The sequence below is a fragment of the Flavobacterium luteum genome, assembly GCF_008806775.1.
GTDB classification, from domain to species: domain Bacteria; phylum Bacteroidota; class Bacteroidia; order Flavobacteriales; family Flavobacteriaceae; genus Flavobacterium; species Flavobacterium luteum.
In genome coordinates, this window is sequence record NZ_WAEM01000002.1 from 377,298 (window position 1) to 393,737 (window position 16,440).

Here is a 16,440-nt window from a genome sequence, read left to right on the forward strand (position 1 = left end):
CTTTTTTAATATAACTTGCTCTGCAGTTTATATTAAAAAAGGATTTTCCCTTCCATCTGGGCTAGGACTTTAAATAACATTAAAAACTCAATATTTAGCTCGCCTCCCTTTCCATTCGTATTTTCCTAGTAAAGAAAACAAAGCTACACCCACACAAAAAAAAGGATACAGTAAACTACTTAAAATCAAATAGCGCATTCGCTTTTTAGTAAAAAATGAATTTGCTTTTTTAAGTAATATAAAGTCGAAGGCGAATTTTATTACAAACAAAACAGCACAATATTGCCATGACGACAATCCAAAAGCACAAAAAAGATAACCGATAACCAAACTTAAATTACTAACTAATACAATTGCCGCCAAGTCTTTTCCGAAAACACTTTGATACAAACCCGTTTTTGAAGCCCAACGCACTCTTTGGTGAAATAAGGACTTCCAGTCGTTCATTGGTTTTGTACTAACAATATTTAACTTTGATTTTAAATAATGTACTTTCTCGGGATTTTCTCCCATTGCTTTTTGCACTAAAAAAACATCATCACCACTAGAAATTGTATTATTTCCAATAAAACCGTTCAATTCTTTAAACAATGATTTAGTGTAACAAAAATTAGCGCCGTTACACATAAATCCAAGTCCTAATCCGAAACTTCCAATAGTTGTTCCTTGTAAACTCATCAAATCTAAATACTGGAAATGATGTAAGAAAGTCTTTTTACATTCATAAACAACTGAACCAACAATCATTTCAACATCATGATTTTGAATGTAATTATCTAAAATCAACAGCCAATTTACAGGCACAACACAATCAGCATCAGTAGTAACAATCCATTCGTTTTTAATAATTGGTATTGCTCTAGTAATAGCATCTTTTTTAGGAGAATTTGAAATTCGTAAATTTTCAAGAAGTGTTGTATGAAACACTCCATTTTCCATTCTCCAATTGTAAATTTGTTTTACAGAATCGTCTTCTGAAAAATCATCTATAAAAATGATTTCAAATAAAGTTTTAGGATATTTTAAGTTCTTGAAACTTTCTAAAAGTTTAGGCAAGTTGGTGCTTTCGTTCCTAAACGGAACCACAATAGCAAAAAAAGTTTTTGGATTAGAATCAGTGTTTTTATAAAGAGGTATTTTGTCAAAACCATAAATCAAATGACCAATAGTAAGAACATATACAAAAAGAATTAAAGACAAAAAAAGGATCATGTTGCTTTTTGAATTTTAAAGTTCAACACATAATAACTGCCAATAATTACGGGTAAAACCACATTTAAAAACCACATTAAAGTCGAAATAAAAACTACAATCCATTCATTTACTCCTAATAATCCCAAGAAATAAACGGCTACACTTCCTTTTATGGCAAAATCTAAAAATTGAAAAGACGGCAAAGACGACGCTAAAAAATAAATACTCGTTATAGCTGACATTAAAGTAAAATAAGGCAACCTGACATCAAAAGCCAAAAATAAAAAATAATATTGATGCGAAAATACAAGATAGCGACACAATCCTAATCCGATGTTTTTTTGATGAATCGATTTTGGAATTTCATTGATTTTATGTATTAATTTTTCGATGGAATACCCTTTAATCTTTATTTTCTTCAATGAAAAAAAAGTGAGAATAACAATCACAAGCAACCCAAAAAGAATCGATACCGTTTTAGTAGTTATGATGTGAAAATTAGCATTAAAATACAACAATCCAAAAACACCAAAAACAATGGTTACTATCATTTGAATGCCATTGCAAATCAAATTTAGGAATACAATTTTTTTAGTTACAGATTTTTTAAAAAACAATGCTTTTCCAGCATACTCCCCTAACCCATTAGGTGTAAATATCCCAGCTGTTAAAGCCCCAAAAACTTGAGCTGTAGCTTCACTTAAAGAAATATTGTAAAAATAAGAAACTAAATTCTGCCATTTCAAAATCTCAAAAAAACGATTTAAAATACTAAAAAGCAAAATAAATAAAACACCTCCAAAAGACCAGTTTTTTCGAAACAAAGCAATGAACTTTTGCCAGTCTAATTGATCGTTTGTAGCCAATTGTTTGTAAATAAAATAAAAGGCGATAGTTACAATCAAAACTTTGATGGTAAAAACGAGGAATTGTTTAGCTTTGTGAGGAATTGCAATCATTGTTGCAAAATAACAAATTTAAATTGGCAAACGAACGCATCATACTAGGAATTGACCCGGGAACTTCAATTATGGGTTTTGGATTGATAAAAATAGTTGGAAAAAACATGCAATTTATGCAACTCAACGAATTGCAATTGTCTAAATATGATAATCATTATCAAAAACTTAAAATCATATTCGAACGCACAATCGAGTTAATCGATACTCATAATCCTGACGAAATTGCCATTGAAGCGCCTTTTTTTGGAAAAAACGTACAATCCATGTTAAAATTAGGACGCGCACAAGGCGTAGCCATGGCGGCGGGACTTTCGAGAGACATCCCCATTACTGAATATGAACCCAAGAAAATAAAAATGGCAATCACCGGAAACGGAAATGCCAGCAAGGAACAAGTTGCCAAAATGCTTCAACAATTATTGGGATTAAAAGAATTACCTAAAAATTTGGATTCCACTGATGGATTAGCTGCTGCTGTTTGTCATTTTTTTAATTCTGGGAAAACAGTTGGAGAAAAAAATTATACGGGTTGGGATGCATTTGTGAAACAGAATGAGGAAAGGGTAAAGAAATAATGTCAGGTATCTACATTCATATCCCTTTTTGCAAGCAGGCTTGTCATTACTGCGATTTTCATTTTTCGACTTCTATGAAGAAGAAAGAAGAGATGGTTCTGGCTATCGCCAAAGAACTCCAAATGCGGAAAAATGAGTTAGAAAATGAAACGATAGAGACAATATATTTTGGTGGAGGGACACCCTCTATATTGCCCATTTCAGAAATTAGATTTTTAATAGATGAAGTTTATAAAAATTACAAAGTTGTTAAAAATCCCGAAATTACTATAGAAGCCAATCCCGATGATTTGTCTAATGAACGCATTATCGGATTGTCAAAAACCAAAATAAATCGTTTAAGCATTGGTATTCAGTCTTTTTTTGAAGATGATTTGAAAATGATGAATCGGGCTCACAATTCAAAGGAAGCCAAAAAATGCTTAGAAGTCGCTACCCAATATTTCGACAACATCTCCTTGGATTTGATTTACGGAATTCCTGACTCGAGCCAGAATGGCGAACAAGCACAGCAAATGAGCAACGAAAAATGGATACAGAATATACAAACTGCTTTGTCATTTGGCATCCCTCATATTTCGAGTTATGCACTTACTGTTGAACCCAAAACAGCTTTAAACAAATTAATTCAAACTGGTAAAATTGCAAAACCTAAAGACGAAGTTGCTCAAGAACATTTTGCAATTTTAGTCGAAATGTTAGAAACAAATGGATTTATTCAATATGAATTGTCTAATTTTGGGAAAGAAGCTTTTTTTTCAAAAAATAATTCTGCCTATTGGTTAGGAAAAAAATACATCGGAATTGGTCCGTCAGCTCATAGTTATGATAGATTTTCTAGAAGTTGGAACGTTTCTAATAATTCATTGTATCTAAAAGCAATTCAAGAAAATAGATTGCCCAATGAAATTGAAATTTTATCCATAACCGACCGATACAATGAATATGTAATGATCGGTTTACGAACCATATGGGGTGTTTCTTTACATAAAATTGAAAACGAATTTGGAAAAGAATATTTAAATTACCTCAACAAGCAAGTTCAAAAATTTATTAATGACGATTTAGTTTGCATAGAAAATAACATTTTGAAAACCACCAAAAAAGGAAAGTTTTTAACTGATGGAATAGCAAGTGATTTGTTTTTTATTAATCTTTAGCGCTATGAATATTCAACAACTTTATGAATTTTGTTTGTCTAAAAAAGGAGTAACCGAACATTTTCCTTTTGATGAAGATACGCTTGTATTTAAAGTGGGAGGAAAAATGTTTTGTCTTACCTCATTAAAAAAATGGGAATCAGGAAATCATTCCATTAATTTAAAATGCAATCCAGAATATGCACTAGAACTTCGTGCACAATACGAAGCGGTAAATTCCGGTTATCACATGAGCAAAATACACTGGAACACTGTAGATGTAGATAAAGATTTACCGTTAAAAGAAGTTGTGAAACTTATTGAACATTCCTATGAACTGGTTTTTAATAGTTTGACAAAGAAAACTCAAAACGAGATTAATGCTAATCGAAGCTCAACTTTTAAAATTTAGTTGAATTGATTTCCATAATAAAATTAATTAAAATGGGACAATAAAAAAAATGAAAATTTCAACCTACATTATTATAACCTCATCTACAAATTAATGTCGTTTATCGAAAATTAAGCGTTCGTAGGGTTTTTTAAGATATATTTGTTTCTCATCTAATTAGGGAAACCAAAAAACAATGTCTAAAATTTTAAAAATACTATTTATTGAGGATGACGTTATTGAAATGATGAAATTTATTAGAGTTTTGAATCTGCTAAATTATAATCATGAGGTTATCGATTCTAAAAATGGATTTGATGCTATTCAAATTCTTACCATAAAGGAGATTATTCCTGATATCATAATTTTAGATTTGAATATGCCTAAAGTAAATGGAATAGAATTTTTAACACTATTAAAAAATGACGAACTTTTAAAATATATACCAGCTATTATACTTACTACTTCAAATAACCCAACAGATATTTATGAATGCTATAAAATAGGAATAGCAGGCTATATTGTAAAGCCACTAAAGTATGATGATTATGTAAAAAAGATACAGAAAACACTTGAATATTGGTCTGTTAATGAATTAATTATAAATGAGAACAACCAATGTACGGAATTGTAAATAAAGCTATACAAGAACTAGTTACAGAAAATTATGGTGAAGAAAAGTGGCAAAAGATATTGGCTTTAAGCGCTGTTGAAGAAGATTTTTTTATTAGTAACGAACCATATGATGACGATATAACATTTAAACTTGCCCAGGCAGTTTCATTAGAGATGAATATAAGTGTTAAGGATGTATTAATTGCCTTTGGTGAATGGTGGGTAGTAAAGACTACAAAAGATAAGTATGGCACTCTCATGGAATCGGGAGGGGCTACATTAAAGGATTTTCTATTGAACTTGCCTATCTTTCACAATAGAGTAATGTTGATTTATCCTAAATTAACACCTCCTGAATTTAAAGTGTCAAATATAAGCGATACAAGCATACATCTACATTATATTTCTACCCGTGAGGGTTTGCAAGAGTTTGTTAGAGGATTGATTCAAGGTTTAGGAATAATGTTTAATACTCCAGTTACTATAGATCTTATTGAATCAAGAGATAACGGAAGTTCTCACGAAATATTCAAAATAAGCTGGTAATTATGGAACAGTTCAATTTTAGTATAGCTAAATTCAATAAATTATTTCCTTTTTATATACTTATAGATGTAAAGTTAAATATAAAAAGTGTTGGGAATAGCCTTTCAAGAATTCTTCCTAACCTCATAGAAAACACTTCTTTCAATGATTATTTCTTCATTAAAAGACCTTTCGTTAAATTATTAGAAAAAGATACAATTCAGGATGTAATCAATCAATTAGTAGTTATAGAATCCTATTTAGATAGGTCAATCCTATTGAAAGGTCAGTTCGAACTACTAGATGAAAACCTTCTTTTTATAGGATCTCCTTGGTTTTATTCTATCGAAGATCTTAATGAAAAAAATCTTACTATAAATGATTTTGCCTTCCACGATCCTTTACTAGATTTACTGCATGTTCAGAAAAATCAAGACATTGCAAATAGCGAATTAAAATTATTATTAAATACAATTAATAATCAAAAAATTTTACTCAAAAAAGATAAAGAAGAGTTAACTAAATTTTCATTGGCAGCAAGTGCAAACAATAGTGGTGTGGTTTTTACAAAATCAAACGGTGAAATTGTATGGGCTAATGAAGCCTATTTAATTCTGACAGGTTGTAGTATTGAAAATGTTATTGGGAAAACCCTATTAGAAATTGTGGATTTTGAATTTGCAAACCCGGAAGTTTTAGGAGAAGTAATGGTTGCTTTTTATAAAGGAGAATCTTTTGATTTTGAAATTTTGCACCAAAGAAATCGAAATGATTTTTTTTGGGCTAGGATAAAAGGTCAGTTGTTTTCTGAAACCACGGAAGATGCTATTAGCTATTTTGTTACTTTTGAAGACATTTCCAAAGAAAAAGATAGTGTCGACCAATTAAAAGAGTCCGAAAACAGACTGGCTTCTTTGATTGTTAATTTACAAACAGGAATATTGTTAGAGGATGAAAACCGCAAAATTTTATTGGTTAATAAGCAGTTTTGTGAAATTTTCGGAATCGATTTGCCACCAGAAATAATGATAGGTTGGGACTGTTCAAACTCTGCCGAAGACACAAAACACTATTTTAAATCTGAAGATACTTTTGTAAGTCGAATTGAAGAGATTTTACAAAACAGAGAAACCGTTCTATCAGAAATATTAGAATTAACCGATGGTAGAATATTTGAAAGAAGTTACACCCCTATATATAGAGATAAGCAGTATAAAGGCCATTTGTGGTCGTATACAGATGTAACGATAAACATCAATTATAAAGAAAATCTTCAAAATCAAAAAGAACGATACCGAGGAATTATTTCCAATATGAATTTGGGACTAATTGAAATAGATAATGAAGAATCTATTTTGTTGGCTAATGAAACTTTTTGTGAAATGTCAGGTTTTTCAATAAATGAATTAATTGGTAAAAAGAAGAGCGATATTTTTAGAGCCTTAGAGTCGGTCTATAAAACAAATCCCAATTTTGAAAATCCCAATTCGAGTACTTTAGACTCTTATGAATTAAAAATAAAGAATAAAAAAAATAAAGAATCAAGGGATTGGCTTGTCAGTAGAAGTCTCAAACATAATATAAATGGAATGATTATAGGCGGAATATGTGTGTATTTTGATATTACTGAAAAAAATGTTTTACAAGCTCAAAAAGAACAATTATTGAAAAGATTAGAGAATCAGAATATTCATTTAAACGAATATGCCCATGTGGTTTCGCACGATTTAAAATCTCCTTTAAGAAGCATTCATTCCTTAGTACAGTGGATAAAAGAAGATAATGATACTGTTTTTAACGAAAAGACAACAAATTATTTTTCACTGATTCAAGATAAGGTTGAGAAAATGGACCTTCTTATTCAAGGAATATTGAATTACTCTTCCCTTGAAAACAATAAATTTGCTAAAGAGCTGGTAGATTTGAACATAATAATAAAGAATATATTAGATGTAATAGAAATACCATCTCACATTGATATATGTGTAAAAAATAAACTGCCTATAATTACCCATGATAGGTATAAAATGATGCAATTATTTCAAAATTTGATAGAAAATGCCATATTTTATAATGATAAACCAAAAGGTATTATTACAATATCTTATACAGAAGATAATGAAAAATACACCTTTTCTGTTAAAGATAACGGTCCAGGGATAGCAAAAGAAAATCAAGAAAGAATCTTTCAGATTTTTCAATCATTAGAGACAAACAAAAAGAATAATGGGATTGGACTTTCTATAGTAAAAACAATTATCGAAAAAGCGAATGGGAAAGTGTGGGTAGAAAGTATAGAAAATAAAGGTGCTACTTTCTTTTTTACAGTAAACAAAGAGATATGAAAGCACAATATATAAAAAGCCCGAATAAAAATGAAAGAAATTCCTAACCTAGAGTATATCAATCAATTATCAAAAGCCAACCTAGAGTTGAAAAAAAGATTGATTACCGTTTTAAAAACAGAGTTTCCCAATGAAGTTAAAATTTATGAAACCAATATGGCAAGCTATCACTATAAGGAAGCGGCTGAAAATGTACACAAATTAAAACATAAAATTGCACTGTTAGGACTTGAAAAAGGATATGATATTACCCGAAATTTTGAAGAGCAGTTAAAAAAAGACCGAAACGAAAGTCAAGGTGAATTTGAAAAAATATTAATAAATATTAAAATATTTTTAGATAAACTATAATAATTAGACATTACTATGATTAAATGTATTGTAATAGATGACGAGCAAATGGCAAGAGAAATTCTAGCCGCAATGCTTGCAGATGTAAAAGATGTTGAATTAGTTGCAACGTTTCCAGATGCTATTGAAGCGATGAAATTCTTAAATAAGAATCAAGTAGATTTGATTTTCTTAGACATTCACATGCCTAGTTTTACAGGTTTTGATTTTGTACAAACAATAAAAAATCTTCCACAAGTAGTATTTGTTACCATGGATGAAAACTTTGCAAAAGACGCATTTGAATACGATTGTATAGTAGATTATTTAGTAAAGCCCATTCAGTTAGATCGCTTTTCCCGATCAATAGATAGGGTGTTTAGAAAACTAAATAGTAATTTTAAAAACGATATTCAAATAACAGACCGTGTTTTTAAAGAGAAAAAAGGGGTTTCTGAGATTTATGTTAATATAAATAGCAGACTCATTAAAATTGACTTAGACACTATTTGTAGTATTCAATCGCAAGGCGATTATATAAACATTAAAACAACAGAAACAAATTATGTTGTTCATACTCAATTAAAAAAAATAAAAGAAAAATTACCTGTTGCTCAATTTTTACAAATCCACAGGTCACATATTATCAACATAGATAAAATAATTGATATTCAAGACAATACTGTTTTAATTGCTAAAGAAATCATCCCTATCAGCAAACAAAATAAAACCATTTTGATGAAATACCTTAATTTGTTATAAGTCCTTTCTTAAACACCTACAATTTCCTGAATAGATTTCAAAAATATCCAGTTTTTTGAAATCTATTTATCGATTATTTTTTACTATTCGTCGAAACATATCGACTAACCAACGAAAATAAAGAACCCGCAATTATCTAACTATTACATTTGAATTGTTGAATGTAATAATTGTTTTGTATTACTACTAAATCGAACATTCAAACTATAATATTTTTGATAATTATAATACTTAAAAATAGTATTTTAATAAAATAGTTAATGCAACAATTAGAATTATTAAAGGAAGATTTTTATAATGAATTGGGAATTGTATTTACAGATGACCAATTCAATTTTTTAAATACTAATAGAAGTAATACTTTATTATTTGTAAGAAATATTAGAAATACAAAAAACATCAAATTTGTAAAGCGAAAAGATATTCGTTTAAATTATATGATGTTTTCAGTGATATTAGTTTTCTTTACTTTTCCTTTTTTTTTAAATAATATGATTTTGATAGTAAAATTCTTTTGGTTTTTAACTTCAGTTATCTTTTGGTTTTTTGCATTAAAATATAAAAAATATGAGTATAAGATTATAGTCATTACAAAAAGTTCTGAGTTAATTTATGTTGAAGTGGATCCTATTTTTAAAGAAGAGGCAGAGGAAATAGTGTCAATTGTAAAATCTAAAATAAAAAGTTTTGAACCTAAATTGATATATAAAATAAATTAAATGTCTAAAAAAGTTATAATATATGATAATTCGTGTGCCTTTTCTGCATTGTTTAAACATTATTTTTCAAATAAAATTGAAGTCCAAAGCTCAAAAGACAAAAGTTTTATATTAATAAATTCCATTGAATATGATGCGTGCTTCTTTATGATAAACAATATCAATGATTTTGTTTTTTTTGAAGAAATATTAAGTAAAATAAAAGTCATTTTTGTTATGACTCCCGTACAGTTTTTTAAATATAAAATAATGAGTATGGAAATCAAAAACGCAATTTTTCTTGAATTTAATAATGATATTAAGAGAGATATTATGAAAACGATTACATTTAATTTGAAATTAAAAAATTTAATCTAGTCAAAAAACACCATTTATAAGTAGACTAATATTTAATTATTCTGAAAATATATTACTTTTAAAATCCATATGTACTTTCTGTAAAGCTATTAAAAAGTGTCATTTAGGAATCAGTAAATCAATTATTCTCCTAATTAAAATGCAATCTTAAATATGCACTAGAACTTCTTGCACAATATGAAGCGGTAAATCCTAGTTTTCACATGAGCAAAATTCACTGAAATACAGTAGATATAGATAAAGTTTTACAGTTAAAAGAAGTTGTGAAACTTATAAAGCATTCGTGTGAATTGGTTTTTTAAAAGTTTGACAAAGAAAACACAAAATAAAGTTCTTGAATCCATTACTACTTAGAAAACGCAATCATTTCATTACAATATACTTCAACATTCTGAAAAGCAAACTCTAAATCCCTTTTTACTTTTTCGTTCGAAATACAATTTTCTGAATGTAAAGAATGAGCCATATCCTTACTCAAACGTCTCTTTCTATTAAAAAAAGTTGAAGTAATCCAATCTATCCTCCATATTATTTCCGTTATCCAAGGTTTGGCGTAAATTCTTGGCGGTTTAACTTTTAATGCTTTTGAAATTGTATTTAATATAGTTTCAAATGAAATATTGGCTGCAATTGCTACGTATCTTTCGCCACTTATATCACTTTTCATCAATTGAGTCATAATTTTTACCACATCGTTTACAGTAACAAAACCTGTAATGCCTTTGGTATACAACAATAATCCTTTTTTAACTTTAGAAAAAATTTGACCACTACCCGTATTCCAAAATCCTGGACCAAGAATAACTCCTGGGCTAACAATTACTATTGGTAATCCTTCCTGATAACCCCGCCAAACTTCTATTTCAGCACCATATTTTGAGATGGCATAATCACTATGGGATTTCTCTGGATTCCATTCTGTCTCTTCAGTAATTGTGGTTTCATTTTCTTTAAGATCGCCAAGTGCAGCTATCGAACTCACGTAACACAGTTTTTTGATAGCGTATGCCGAACAAAAATTAACAATGTTCGCGGTTCCTTCAATATTTATTTTTCGGAGTTGCTTTTCGTCTTTTGGATCAAATGAAATTAAAGCAGCACAATGATACACATATTCAACATCTATAAAAGCGATTTCTAAAGAAGGAATATCAGTAATATCTGCTTGAATCCATTCCATTTTTTCGAAGAGAAATTCTTTTTTGTAGAGTGCAAAAAGCGATTTGGTTTTCTCAATAGAAGTAGATGTTCTATAAATAGCACGAACTTTTTCGTTATTTTCTAATAAATGGATTGCTAAATGCGATCCGACTAATCCTGTTGCTCCTGTGATTAAAACCATTTTGTAAAGATAATTAGATTGTTGGATTTATAAATTTTTAGATTTTATTTTTTAAATATTGACATTAAAAATGCTATTGTCAATGCTTTTTGAATTACTATCTTTGCCCAAATTAATACACAAAATGAAAAATATTATTGCAGAATTGCAGTGGCGTGGTTTGGTTCATGATATTATGCCTGGAACCGAAGAACAATTGCTGAAAGAAATGACAGCAACCTATATAGGATTTGACCCAACTTCAGATTCGTTGCATATTGGGAGTTTGGTTCCCATAATTCTCTTGGTTCATTTAGAGCATTTTGGTCACAAACCTATTGCGCTTGTTGGTGGTGCAACAGGAATGATTGGCGATCCGTCTGGAAAATCGGATGAAAGAAATCTGCTGGATGAAGTAACTTTAAATCATAATGTAGCGGGTATAAAAAATGTTTTATCTCGTTTTTTAGATTTTAATTCGAAAGAAAAAAATGCTCCAATCTTAGTTAACAATTACGATTGGATGAAAACTTTTACTTTTATCGACTTTGCACGTGAAGTAGGAAAGCGCATCACTGTAAATTATATGATGGCTAAGGATTCTGTAAAGAAAAGACTTACTGGCGAAGGCGAAGGAATGTCTTTTACCGAATTTACGTATCAATTAATTCAAGGCTATGATTTTTACCATTTGCATAAGCACTACAATTGTTTGCTACAAATGGGAGGTTCTGATCAATGGGGGAATATTACAACAGGAACTGAATTAGTGAGAAGAATGAACGTAAATAGTGATGCCAAAGCATTTGCAATGACTTGCCCGCTAATCACTAAAGCAGATGGTTCGAAATTTGGAAAATCTGAAGGGGGAAATGTTTGGTTAACTGCAGACAAAACATCTGTTTACAAGTTTTATCAATTTTGGCTGAATACTACCGACGTTGATGCAGAGAAATACATTAAAATATTCACCTTCTTAGATAAGGAAACAATAGATGAATTAATTGCGAATCATTATGAAGCACCGCACTTAAGAGTTTTACAAAAGAAATTAGCTGAAGAAGTAACCACTTTTGTACATTCTGCAGCAGATTTAGACAAAGCGATTCAAGCCTCAGCTATTTTGTTCGGTAATGCCACTTCTGATGATTTAAAACAATTAGACGAAGCGACTTTTTTAGAAGTTTTTGATGGTGTGCCCCAAGCAGAAATTTCAAGAAACGATATTGAAAACGGAATTGATATTGTGTCGGTTTTAAATGAAAAAACAGGTTTTTTTAAATCAAATGGCGAAGCGAGACGAGCCTTAATAGCTAATTCAATCGCTATAAATAAGGAAAAAATTACAGAAGAATTCGTGCTTTCGACTAAAGATTTAATCAATAATCAGTTTGTTTTGTTGCAAAGCGGAAAGAAAAATTATTTTGTTATTCGAGTTATATAACCATCAAGTTACAACCACGAATGTCGCTATTATCAAAACGTCCCAATACTTCAAAAGAGTTGTAGGGATTTTTTTTACCCAAATCTTGAGTAGCAATAAACGAACACGAATTAATGTTGGCTAAATCAATGACGTTAATTCCTCCCGTTTTTCCGTTTGCTACATAGGACAAAGCATCTTCCGTTTCCCGAATTAGAATTTGCATCCATGGCGGACATTCGAAAACTCCATTTCCAAGTGAATAGGCTTGCGATAACAATTCAGTCATTCCATATTCAGAATGAATAGTAGAGACACCAAAGCCGATGCAAAGTTGCTCGTGCAATTCTTCTCGAATCATTTCTTTGCGTTTGCCTTTCATACCACCCGTTTCCATGATAATAGTGTTTTTTAATTGAAATTTATTTAGTTCAATCAAATCTAATAAAGCATAAGTGACTCCTATTAAAATTACATTTTGTCCCGAATGGTCTAAATCAATTAATTTTTTGATGAGCTCATCATATTGGTTTAAATAAAATCCGCTATTTGAGTTATTTGATAATGCTATTAAATCCCTTACCATATAAATTAAAGATGACCCTTCACGTTCTAAGTAAGAAGGAAGCAATGCCAAAATAGTGTAATCTTTAATATTACCATAAAACTGAGAAAAACCTCTGCGATAGCTTTCTTCATAAATTGAAACATCGGTAACAAGATGTTTACTAGCAATCATTCCTGTTGTACCGCTACTAGTAAAGGTTTCTTGGATAGGATTATAATTAGAAACTACTCTATGACTTTTAAAAAACTGAATAGGTAAAAAGGGAATTTGTTGTAGTGATTTTATATCCTGTTTTTTAGTTTTTAACAGTTGACAAAATTCTCGATATGCCTGATTGTTATCATATTGAAAACGAAACACTTGCAGTGCTATTTTCTCAAATTGCTTTTGGCTGGAAATCGTGAATATGTCTGAAGTTGTAATCAAGTATTGTTTTTAACAAAAGTAATTAAATAAAAAAAACTCCAACTTTTCAATTGGAGTTTTCTGTATGAAATAAAAAAGAATTATTTGATAACTAATTTTCTCGTAGCAGTTTTTCCTTCTTCAGTGATTTTTAAGATATAAACACCGCTAATAAGTTTTGAAACATTTACCACTTGATTAGAAACATTTGTTTTTATAACCTGTTTTCCTAAAACATCAAAAATAGCAACTGATTTAGTTGCAGCAGTATTAGATGAAGTAATAAATAAATTTCCGTTAACTACTGGGTTAGGATATACATTTAATCCTGATATAGCATTTTGTTTTACCCCTAATGAATTTTGAGGTGAAGCTGCAGCTGCAGTAAAGTCAGCCCCATTATCATTCGTGTCAATTCCATTAGTTCTTGATACTGAATTTACAGCTGAAGCTGCTGGAGCAGCCTTAGCTCCTTCAAATGCAGTTGCAGATCCATAACCTACAAAATCCAAAACATTAGCATCTGTTGGTGTTACAATTTGTAAATTATCGCTTACTAGTGCTATTTTCCCATTTGAACCAGCCATTGAAAAACCAGCAGTAGTTCCAATTGTACCAGTAAAAGGAGTAGGAATAGGTGCCACATAATCCGGACTTGGCAAATCTGTCGTTCCGCCTGCTCCGGCTGCTTCCTGTATTAAATATTTTTGACCAGGGGCTAAAGTGATATCTGGAAGAGGATGATATGCATTGAAAGTACCTGTAGCAGAAGCATATTGTAATGTAGCACCAGAAAGAGTTGCCGATGATGTACCGCTATTAATAAGTTCAACAAAATCGTTTTTATATACAGATCCACTGTTGCCACCACCACCGTAAACCTCGTTAATAACTATTTGAGCTTGTGAAGCAACAGTAACTAAAACCGTTGAAAATAAAATGTAAATTTTTTTCATAATTAAATTTTTAAAAATATTAGATAACAAATATATAAAGAATTTTTACTTAAAGATTAAAATCAGTGTGAAAAAAACAATAAAAAAAGGTTAAACTATTCTTTTATGATTATTTTAGTATTAATTTTCGAGTAGCACTAGCATCGCCATCTTTAATTTTTATGATGTACACTCCTGGAGAAATGCTGGAAACATTTAGTTCTCTAGTACTAGTTGTGGTTTGCAATACTTTTTTACCTAGTACATCGAATATGGTAATTTCTTTATTTCCCGTAGTTTTTGAAGTAATGTATATTTTACCATTACTTACAGGATTAGGATAAAAACCAAGTGCGTCAGTAGCTTCTTGCGTTTTAGGCTGTTGCCTGATATTGTCCTGAGCAGTTACTGTCAGAGCAAACAAACAAAGTAGTAAAGTTACAATATAAAAGTATTTTTTTCTCATAAGTACTTGTAATAGTGCAAAGATATAAATATTATTTCAAATACTAGGCCAAAAAAACCGCCTCAGTTTTGAAGCGGTTTATGTGTTATATTTAAAGTATTATTTTATTAAACTAGTACCTTGAACTGTTGCCCAAGCACCTTGATTTAAACTTGCACCAGTTGCAGTATCGCTTTTAATAAATTGACCGCCAGGAAAGTTTACTATAATAGTACTAGCACCAGCAACATCTACGCTAGTATTTGTTATTTTAACATTTGTTATTTTAACTTTCGATCCTGTAACTTGGTTGTCATTAGTACTTGCATCTTGAATTTTAATTGCTGCACCTTGATATACTTTGTCGCCTTCAGTATATGTTCCGTAACCATCAATTACAACATTTGTAAAATCACCATTGCCGTTTTTCTTAAACTGAATAGCATCTATTTGAATATCCCCTGCAACCTCTGGTGTACAACCCGCTGCTCTTTTTAAAGTAACATTTGTAAATTTAGGCCAAAAAGGGTTATTGTTTGCAGACGTTTCAATTTCAATTCCGAAGTTCCCTTTATTTTCTTGGTAAGCATACCAGTTGGTATTGTTTTGTCCTCTCCAACCATCTTGCCAGTCAAAAGCATCATCAAAATTTCCGTAAGAAATAGCATTCGTTAAACTCACTGTTCCTCCATAAAATTCAAATCCGTCATCAGCACCTTTATAGGAAACTAAATGGTCTAGAACTGTTCCTGAACCAACAGAATAAAAGGAGAATCCATTTAACTCTTTTGTACCATCAGCTAATTTTTTCCCAGCATACTCTATTCGAACATAACTTAAACTTCCGCCATTGTGTGTTTCGTTAGTTCCTCCGTAAGGCAAAGACAAACCATCTTCAGATGTAGCTGTAGAAGCACCACCATCATTTCCTAAAGCTTTAATGGGTGCGTCACCATACATAATGATTCCTCCCCATGAACCTGGATTTTTAGAAACTTCAGTAAATATTACCGGAGCTGATTCTGTTCCGTTTATGATTAATTTACCTCCGTTTTCTACAACTAATGCATTATCACCGGTTAATTTATCACAAGTAATTGTTGAACCTGCGGCAATTGTTAATGTAACTCCTGATTTAATTCTAGCAATTCCTTTTAAAGTATAGTTTCCAAAAGCATATTCTTTGTTAGCCACTATATTGCCGCTAATTTCTCCAACTTGTGGTGTAACTACAACATTGTTTTCATTTTCATCATCTTTAGAGCAACCTGTAAAAATTGTTGCTAAAATAGCTAAGCTAAATACTAATTTTTTCATTTTTTGTTTTGTTTAGTTGTATTTGTTTTTAATGATACAAAGGTGTTTTAAAAAAAAGTCTAGAAGGTTAATTTAAAGTCATTAAACTATTAATGAAATTTAAATTTTATGT

General features: G+C 30.4%; 18 protein-coding genes. 11 read left to right on the forward strand and 7 right to left on the reverse strand.

All coding sequences use genetic code 11. The features are described 5' to 3' along the window. Nucleotides 1-87 precede the first annotated feature (87 nt). Together F6464_RS05485 and F6464_RS05490 are read right to left on the reverse strand one after the other, a co-directional pair. Nucleotides 88-1,200: a glycosyltransferase family 2 protein gene (locus F6464_RS05485; RefSeq protein WP_317132233.1), complete on the reverse strand. Its 1,113-nt coding sequence runs from the start codon at nt 1,198-1,200 to the stop codon at nt 88-90. An 8-nt stretch (nt 1,201-1,208) separates the two neighbouring features. Continuing rightward, nucleotides 1,209-2,153, reverse strand: coding sequence for a lysylphosphatidylglycerol synthase transmembrane domain-containing protein (locus F6464_RS05490; RefSeq protein ID WP_151106799.1), 945 nt, complete (start codon nt 2,151-2,153; stop codon nt 1,209-1,211). Between the two features lie 23 nt (nt 2,154-2,176). Here F6464_RS05490 and ruvC point away from each other — a divergent pair, with 23 nt between their 5' ends. The 10 genes from ruvC to F6464_RS05540 all read left to right on the forward strand — a co-directional run bounded on the left by ruvC (nt 2,177) and on the right by F6464_RS05540 (nt 9,914). Further along, the gene (gene ruvC / locus F6464_RS05495; protein WP_151106800.1) at nt 2,177-2,731 is read left to right on the forward strand and encodes a crossover junction endodeoxyribonuclease RuvC; all 555 of its coding nucleotides are present in this window, start codon (nt 2,177-2,179) and stop codon (nt 2,729-2,731) included. Further along, nucleotides 2,731-3,891: a radical SAM family heme chaperone HemW gene (hemW, locus tag F6464_RS05500; protein WP_151106801.1), complete on the forward strand. Its 1,161-nt coding sequence runs from the start codon at nt 2,731-2,733 to the stop codon at nt 3,889-3,891. Before ruvC ends, hemW begins: the two co-directional genes overlap by 1 nt. Nucleotides 3,892-3,895: 4 nt before the next feature. Next, nucleotides 3,896-4,282, forward strand: a complete 387-nt coding sequence (locus F6464_RS05505; protein WP_151106802.1) for an MmcQ/YjbR family DNA-binding protein — start codon at nt 3,896-3,898, stop codon at nt 4,280-4,282. A gap of 175 nt (nt 4,283-4,457) precedes the next feature. Beyond that, nucleotides 4,458-4,895: a response regulator gene (locus tag F6464_RS05510; RefSeq protein WP_151106803.1), complete on the forward strand. Its 438-nt coding sequence runs from the start codon at nt 4,458-4,460 to the stop codon at nt 4,893-4,895. Next, nucleotides 4,880-5,422, forward strand: coding sequence for a heme NO-binding domain-containing protein (locus F6464_RS05515; protein ID WP_151106804.1), 543 nt, complete (start codon nt 4,880-4,882; stop codon nt 5,420-5,422). Before F6464_RS05510 ends, F6464_RS05515 begins: the two co-directional genes overlap by 16 nt. Nucleotides 5,423-5,424: 2 nt before the next feature. Next, on the forward strand, nt 5,425-7,746 hold the full coding sequence (locus F6464_RS05520; RefSeq protein WP_151106805.1) for a PAS domain S-box protein: 2,322 nt from the start codon (nt 5,425-5,427) through the stop codon (nt 7,744-7,746). A 30-nt stretch (nt 7,747-7,776) separates the two neighbouring features. Beyond that, complete coding sequence (locus tag F6464_RS05525) at nt 7,777-8,097, forward strand: Hpt domain-containing protein (protein WP_151106806.1); 321 nt, start codon at nt 7,777-7,779, stop codon at nt 8,095-8,097. A 15-nt stretch (nt 8,098-8,112) separates the two neighbouring features. After that, nucleotides 8,113-8,838: a LytR/AlgR family response regulator transcription factor gene (locus tag F6464_RS05530; RefSeq protein ID WP_317132234.1), complete on the forward strand. Its 726-nt coding sequence runs from the start codon at nt 8,113-8,115 to the stop codon at nt 8,836-8,838. Nucleotides 8,839-9,098: 260 nt separating this feature from the next. Beyond that, on the forward strand, nt 9,099-9,557 hold the full coding sequence (locus F6464_RS05535) for a hypothetical protein (protein ID WP_151106807.1): 459 nt from the start codon (nt 9,099-9,101) through the stop codon (nt 9,555-9,557). After that, nucleotides 9,558-9,914, forward strand: coding sequence for a hypothetical protein (locus tag F6464_RS05540; protein WP_151106808.1), 357 nt, complete (start codon nt 9,558-9,560; stop codon nt 9,912-9,914). Nucleotides 9,915-10,260: 346 nt separating this feature from the next. Here the strand turns inward: F6464_RS05540 and F6464_RS05545 are convergent, their stop codons facing one another. After that, nucleotides 10,261-11,256 carry an NAD-dependent epimerase/dehydratase family protein gene (locus F6464_RS05545; protein WP_151106809.1) on the reverse strand — a complete coding sequence of 332 codons (996 nt, stop codon included), beginning with the start codon at nt 11,254-11,256 and terminating at the stop codon, nt 10,261-10,263. A gap of 124 nt (nt 11,257-11,380) precedes the next feature. On the opposite strand from F6464_RS05545, the gene tyrS reads away from it, so the two are divergent. Further along, complete coding sequence (gene tyrS / locus F6464_RS05550; RefSeq protein ID WP_151106810.1) at nt 11,381-12,679, forward strand: tyrosine--tRNA ligase; 1,299 nt, start codon at nt 11,381-11,383, stop codon at nt 12,677-12,679. On the opposite strand, the gene F6464_RS05555 is transcribed toward tyrS, so the two are convergent. From F6464_RS05555 to F6464_RS05570, 4 genes are all read right to left on the reverse strand, one after another. After that, on the reverse strand, nt 12,672-13,652 hold the full coding sequence (locus tag F6464_RS05555; protein WP_151106811.1) for a LuxE/PaaK family acyltransferase: 981 nt from the start codon (nt 13,650-13,652) through the stop codon (nt 12,672-12,674). The genes tyrS and F6464_RS05555 overlap by 8 nt on opposite strands. Nucleotides 13,653-13,732: 80 nt before the next feature. Then, nucleotides 13,733-14,587 (reverse strand): T9SS type A sorting domain-containing protein, encoded by an 855-nt coding sequence (locus F6464_RS05560; RefSeq protein ID WP_151106812.1) that lies wholly within the window; start codon nt 14,585-14,587, stop codon nt 13,733-13,735. Between the two features lie 109 nt (nt 14,588-14,696). Then, on the reverse strand, nt 14,697-15,032 hold the full coding sequence (locus F6464_RS05565; RefSeq protein WP_151106813.1) for a T9SS type A sorting domain-containing protein: 336 nt from the start codon (nt 15,030-15,032) through the stop codon (nt 14,697-14,699). 99 nt (nt 15,033-15,131) lie between these two features. Then, entirely contained in the window at nt 15,132-16,328 is a 1,197-nt protein-coding gene (locus F6464_RS05570) for a hypothetical protein (RefSeq protein WP_151106814.1), read from the reverse strand. Nucleotides 16,329-16,440: the final 112 nt, after the last annotated feature.

What these genes read in the sequence shown, in the direction of transcription:
- F6464_RS05490 (WP_151106799.1), bottom strand. Translation starts at nt 2,153, where the DNA reads ATGATTGCAATTCCTCACAAAGCTAAACAATTCCTCGTTTTTACCATC.
- hemW (WP_151106801.1), top strand. Translation starts at nt 2,731, where the DNA reads ATGTCAGGTATCTACATTCATATCCCTTTTTGCAAGCAGGCTTGTCAT.
- F6464_RS05505 (WP_151106802.1), top strand. Translation starts at nt 3,896, where the DNA reads ATGAATATTCAACAACTTTATGAATTTTGTTTGTCTAAAAAAGGAGTA.
- F6464_RS05510 (WP_151106803.1), top strand. Translation starts at nt 4,458, where the DNA reads ATGTCTAAAATTTTAAAAATACTATTTATTGAGGATGACGTTATTGAA.
- F6464_RS05515 (WP_151106804.1), top strand. Translation starts at nt 4,880, where the DNA reads ATGTACGGAATTGTAAATAAAGCTATACAAGAACTAGTTACAGAAAAT.
- F6464_RS05520 (WP_151106805.1), top strand. Translation starts at nt 5,425, where the DNA reads ATGGAACAGTTCAATTTTAGTATAGCTAAATTCAATAAATTATTTCCT.
- F6464_RS05525 (WP_151106806.1), top strand. Translation starts at nt 7,777, where the DNA reads ATGAAAGAAATTCCTAACCTAGAGTATATCAATCAATTATCAAAAGCC.
- F6464_RS05530 (WP_317132234.1), top strand. Translation starts at nt 8,113, where the DNA reads ATGATTAAATGTATTGTAATAGATGACGAGCAAATGGCAAGAGAAATT.
- F6464_RS05535 (WP_151106807.1), top strand. Translation starts at nt 9,099, where the DNA reads ATGCAACAATTAGAATTATTAAAGGAAGATTTTTATAATGAATTGGGA.
- F6464_RS05540 (WP_151106808.1), top strand. Translation starts at nt 9,558, where the DNA reads ATGTCTAAAAAAGTTATAATATATGATAATTCGTGTGCCTTTTCTGCA.
- F6464_RS05545 (WP_151106809.1), bottom strand. Translation starts at nt 11,256, where the DNA reads ATGGTTTTAATCACAGGAGCAACAGGATTAGTCGGATCGCATTTAGCA.
- tyrS (WP_151106810.1), top strand. Translation starts at nt 11,381, where the DNA reads ATGAAAAATATTATTGCAGAATTGCAGTGGCGTGGTTTGGTTCATGAT.
- F6464_RS05560 (WP_151106812.1), bottom strand. Translation starts at nt 14,587, where the DNA reads ATGAAAAAAATTTACATTTTATTTTCAACGGTTTTAGTTACTGTTGCT.
- F6464_RS05565 (WP_151106813.1), bottom strand. Translation starts at nt 15,032, where the DNA reads ATGAGAAAAAAATACTTTTATATTGTAACTTTACTACTTTGTTTGTTT.
- F6464_RS05570 (WP_151106814.1), bottom strand. Translation starts at nt 16,328, where the DNA reads ATGAAAAAATTAGTATTTAGCTTAGCTATTTTAGCAACAATTTTTACA.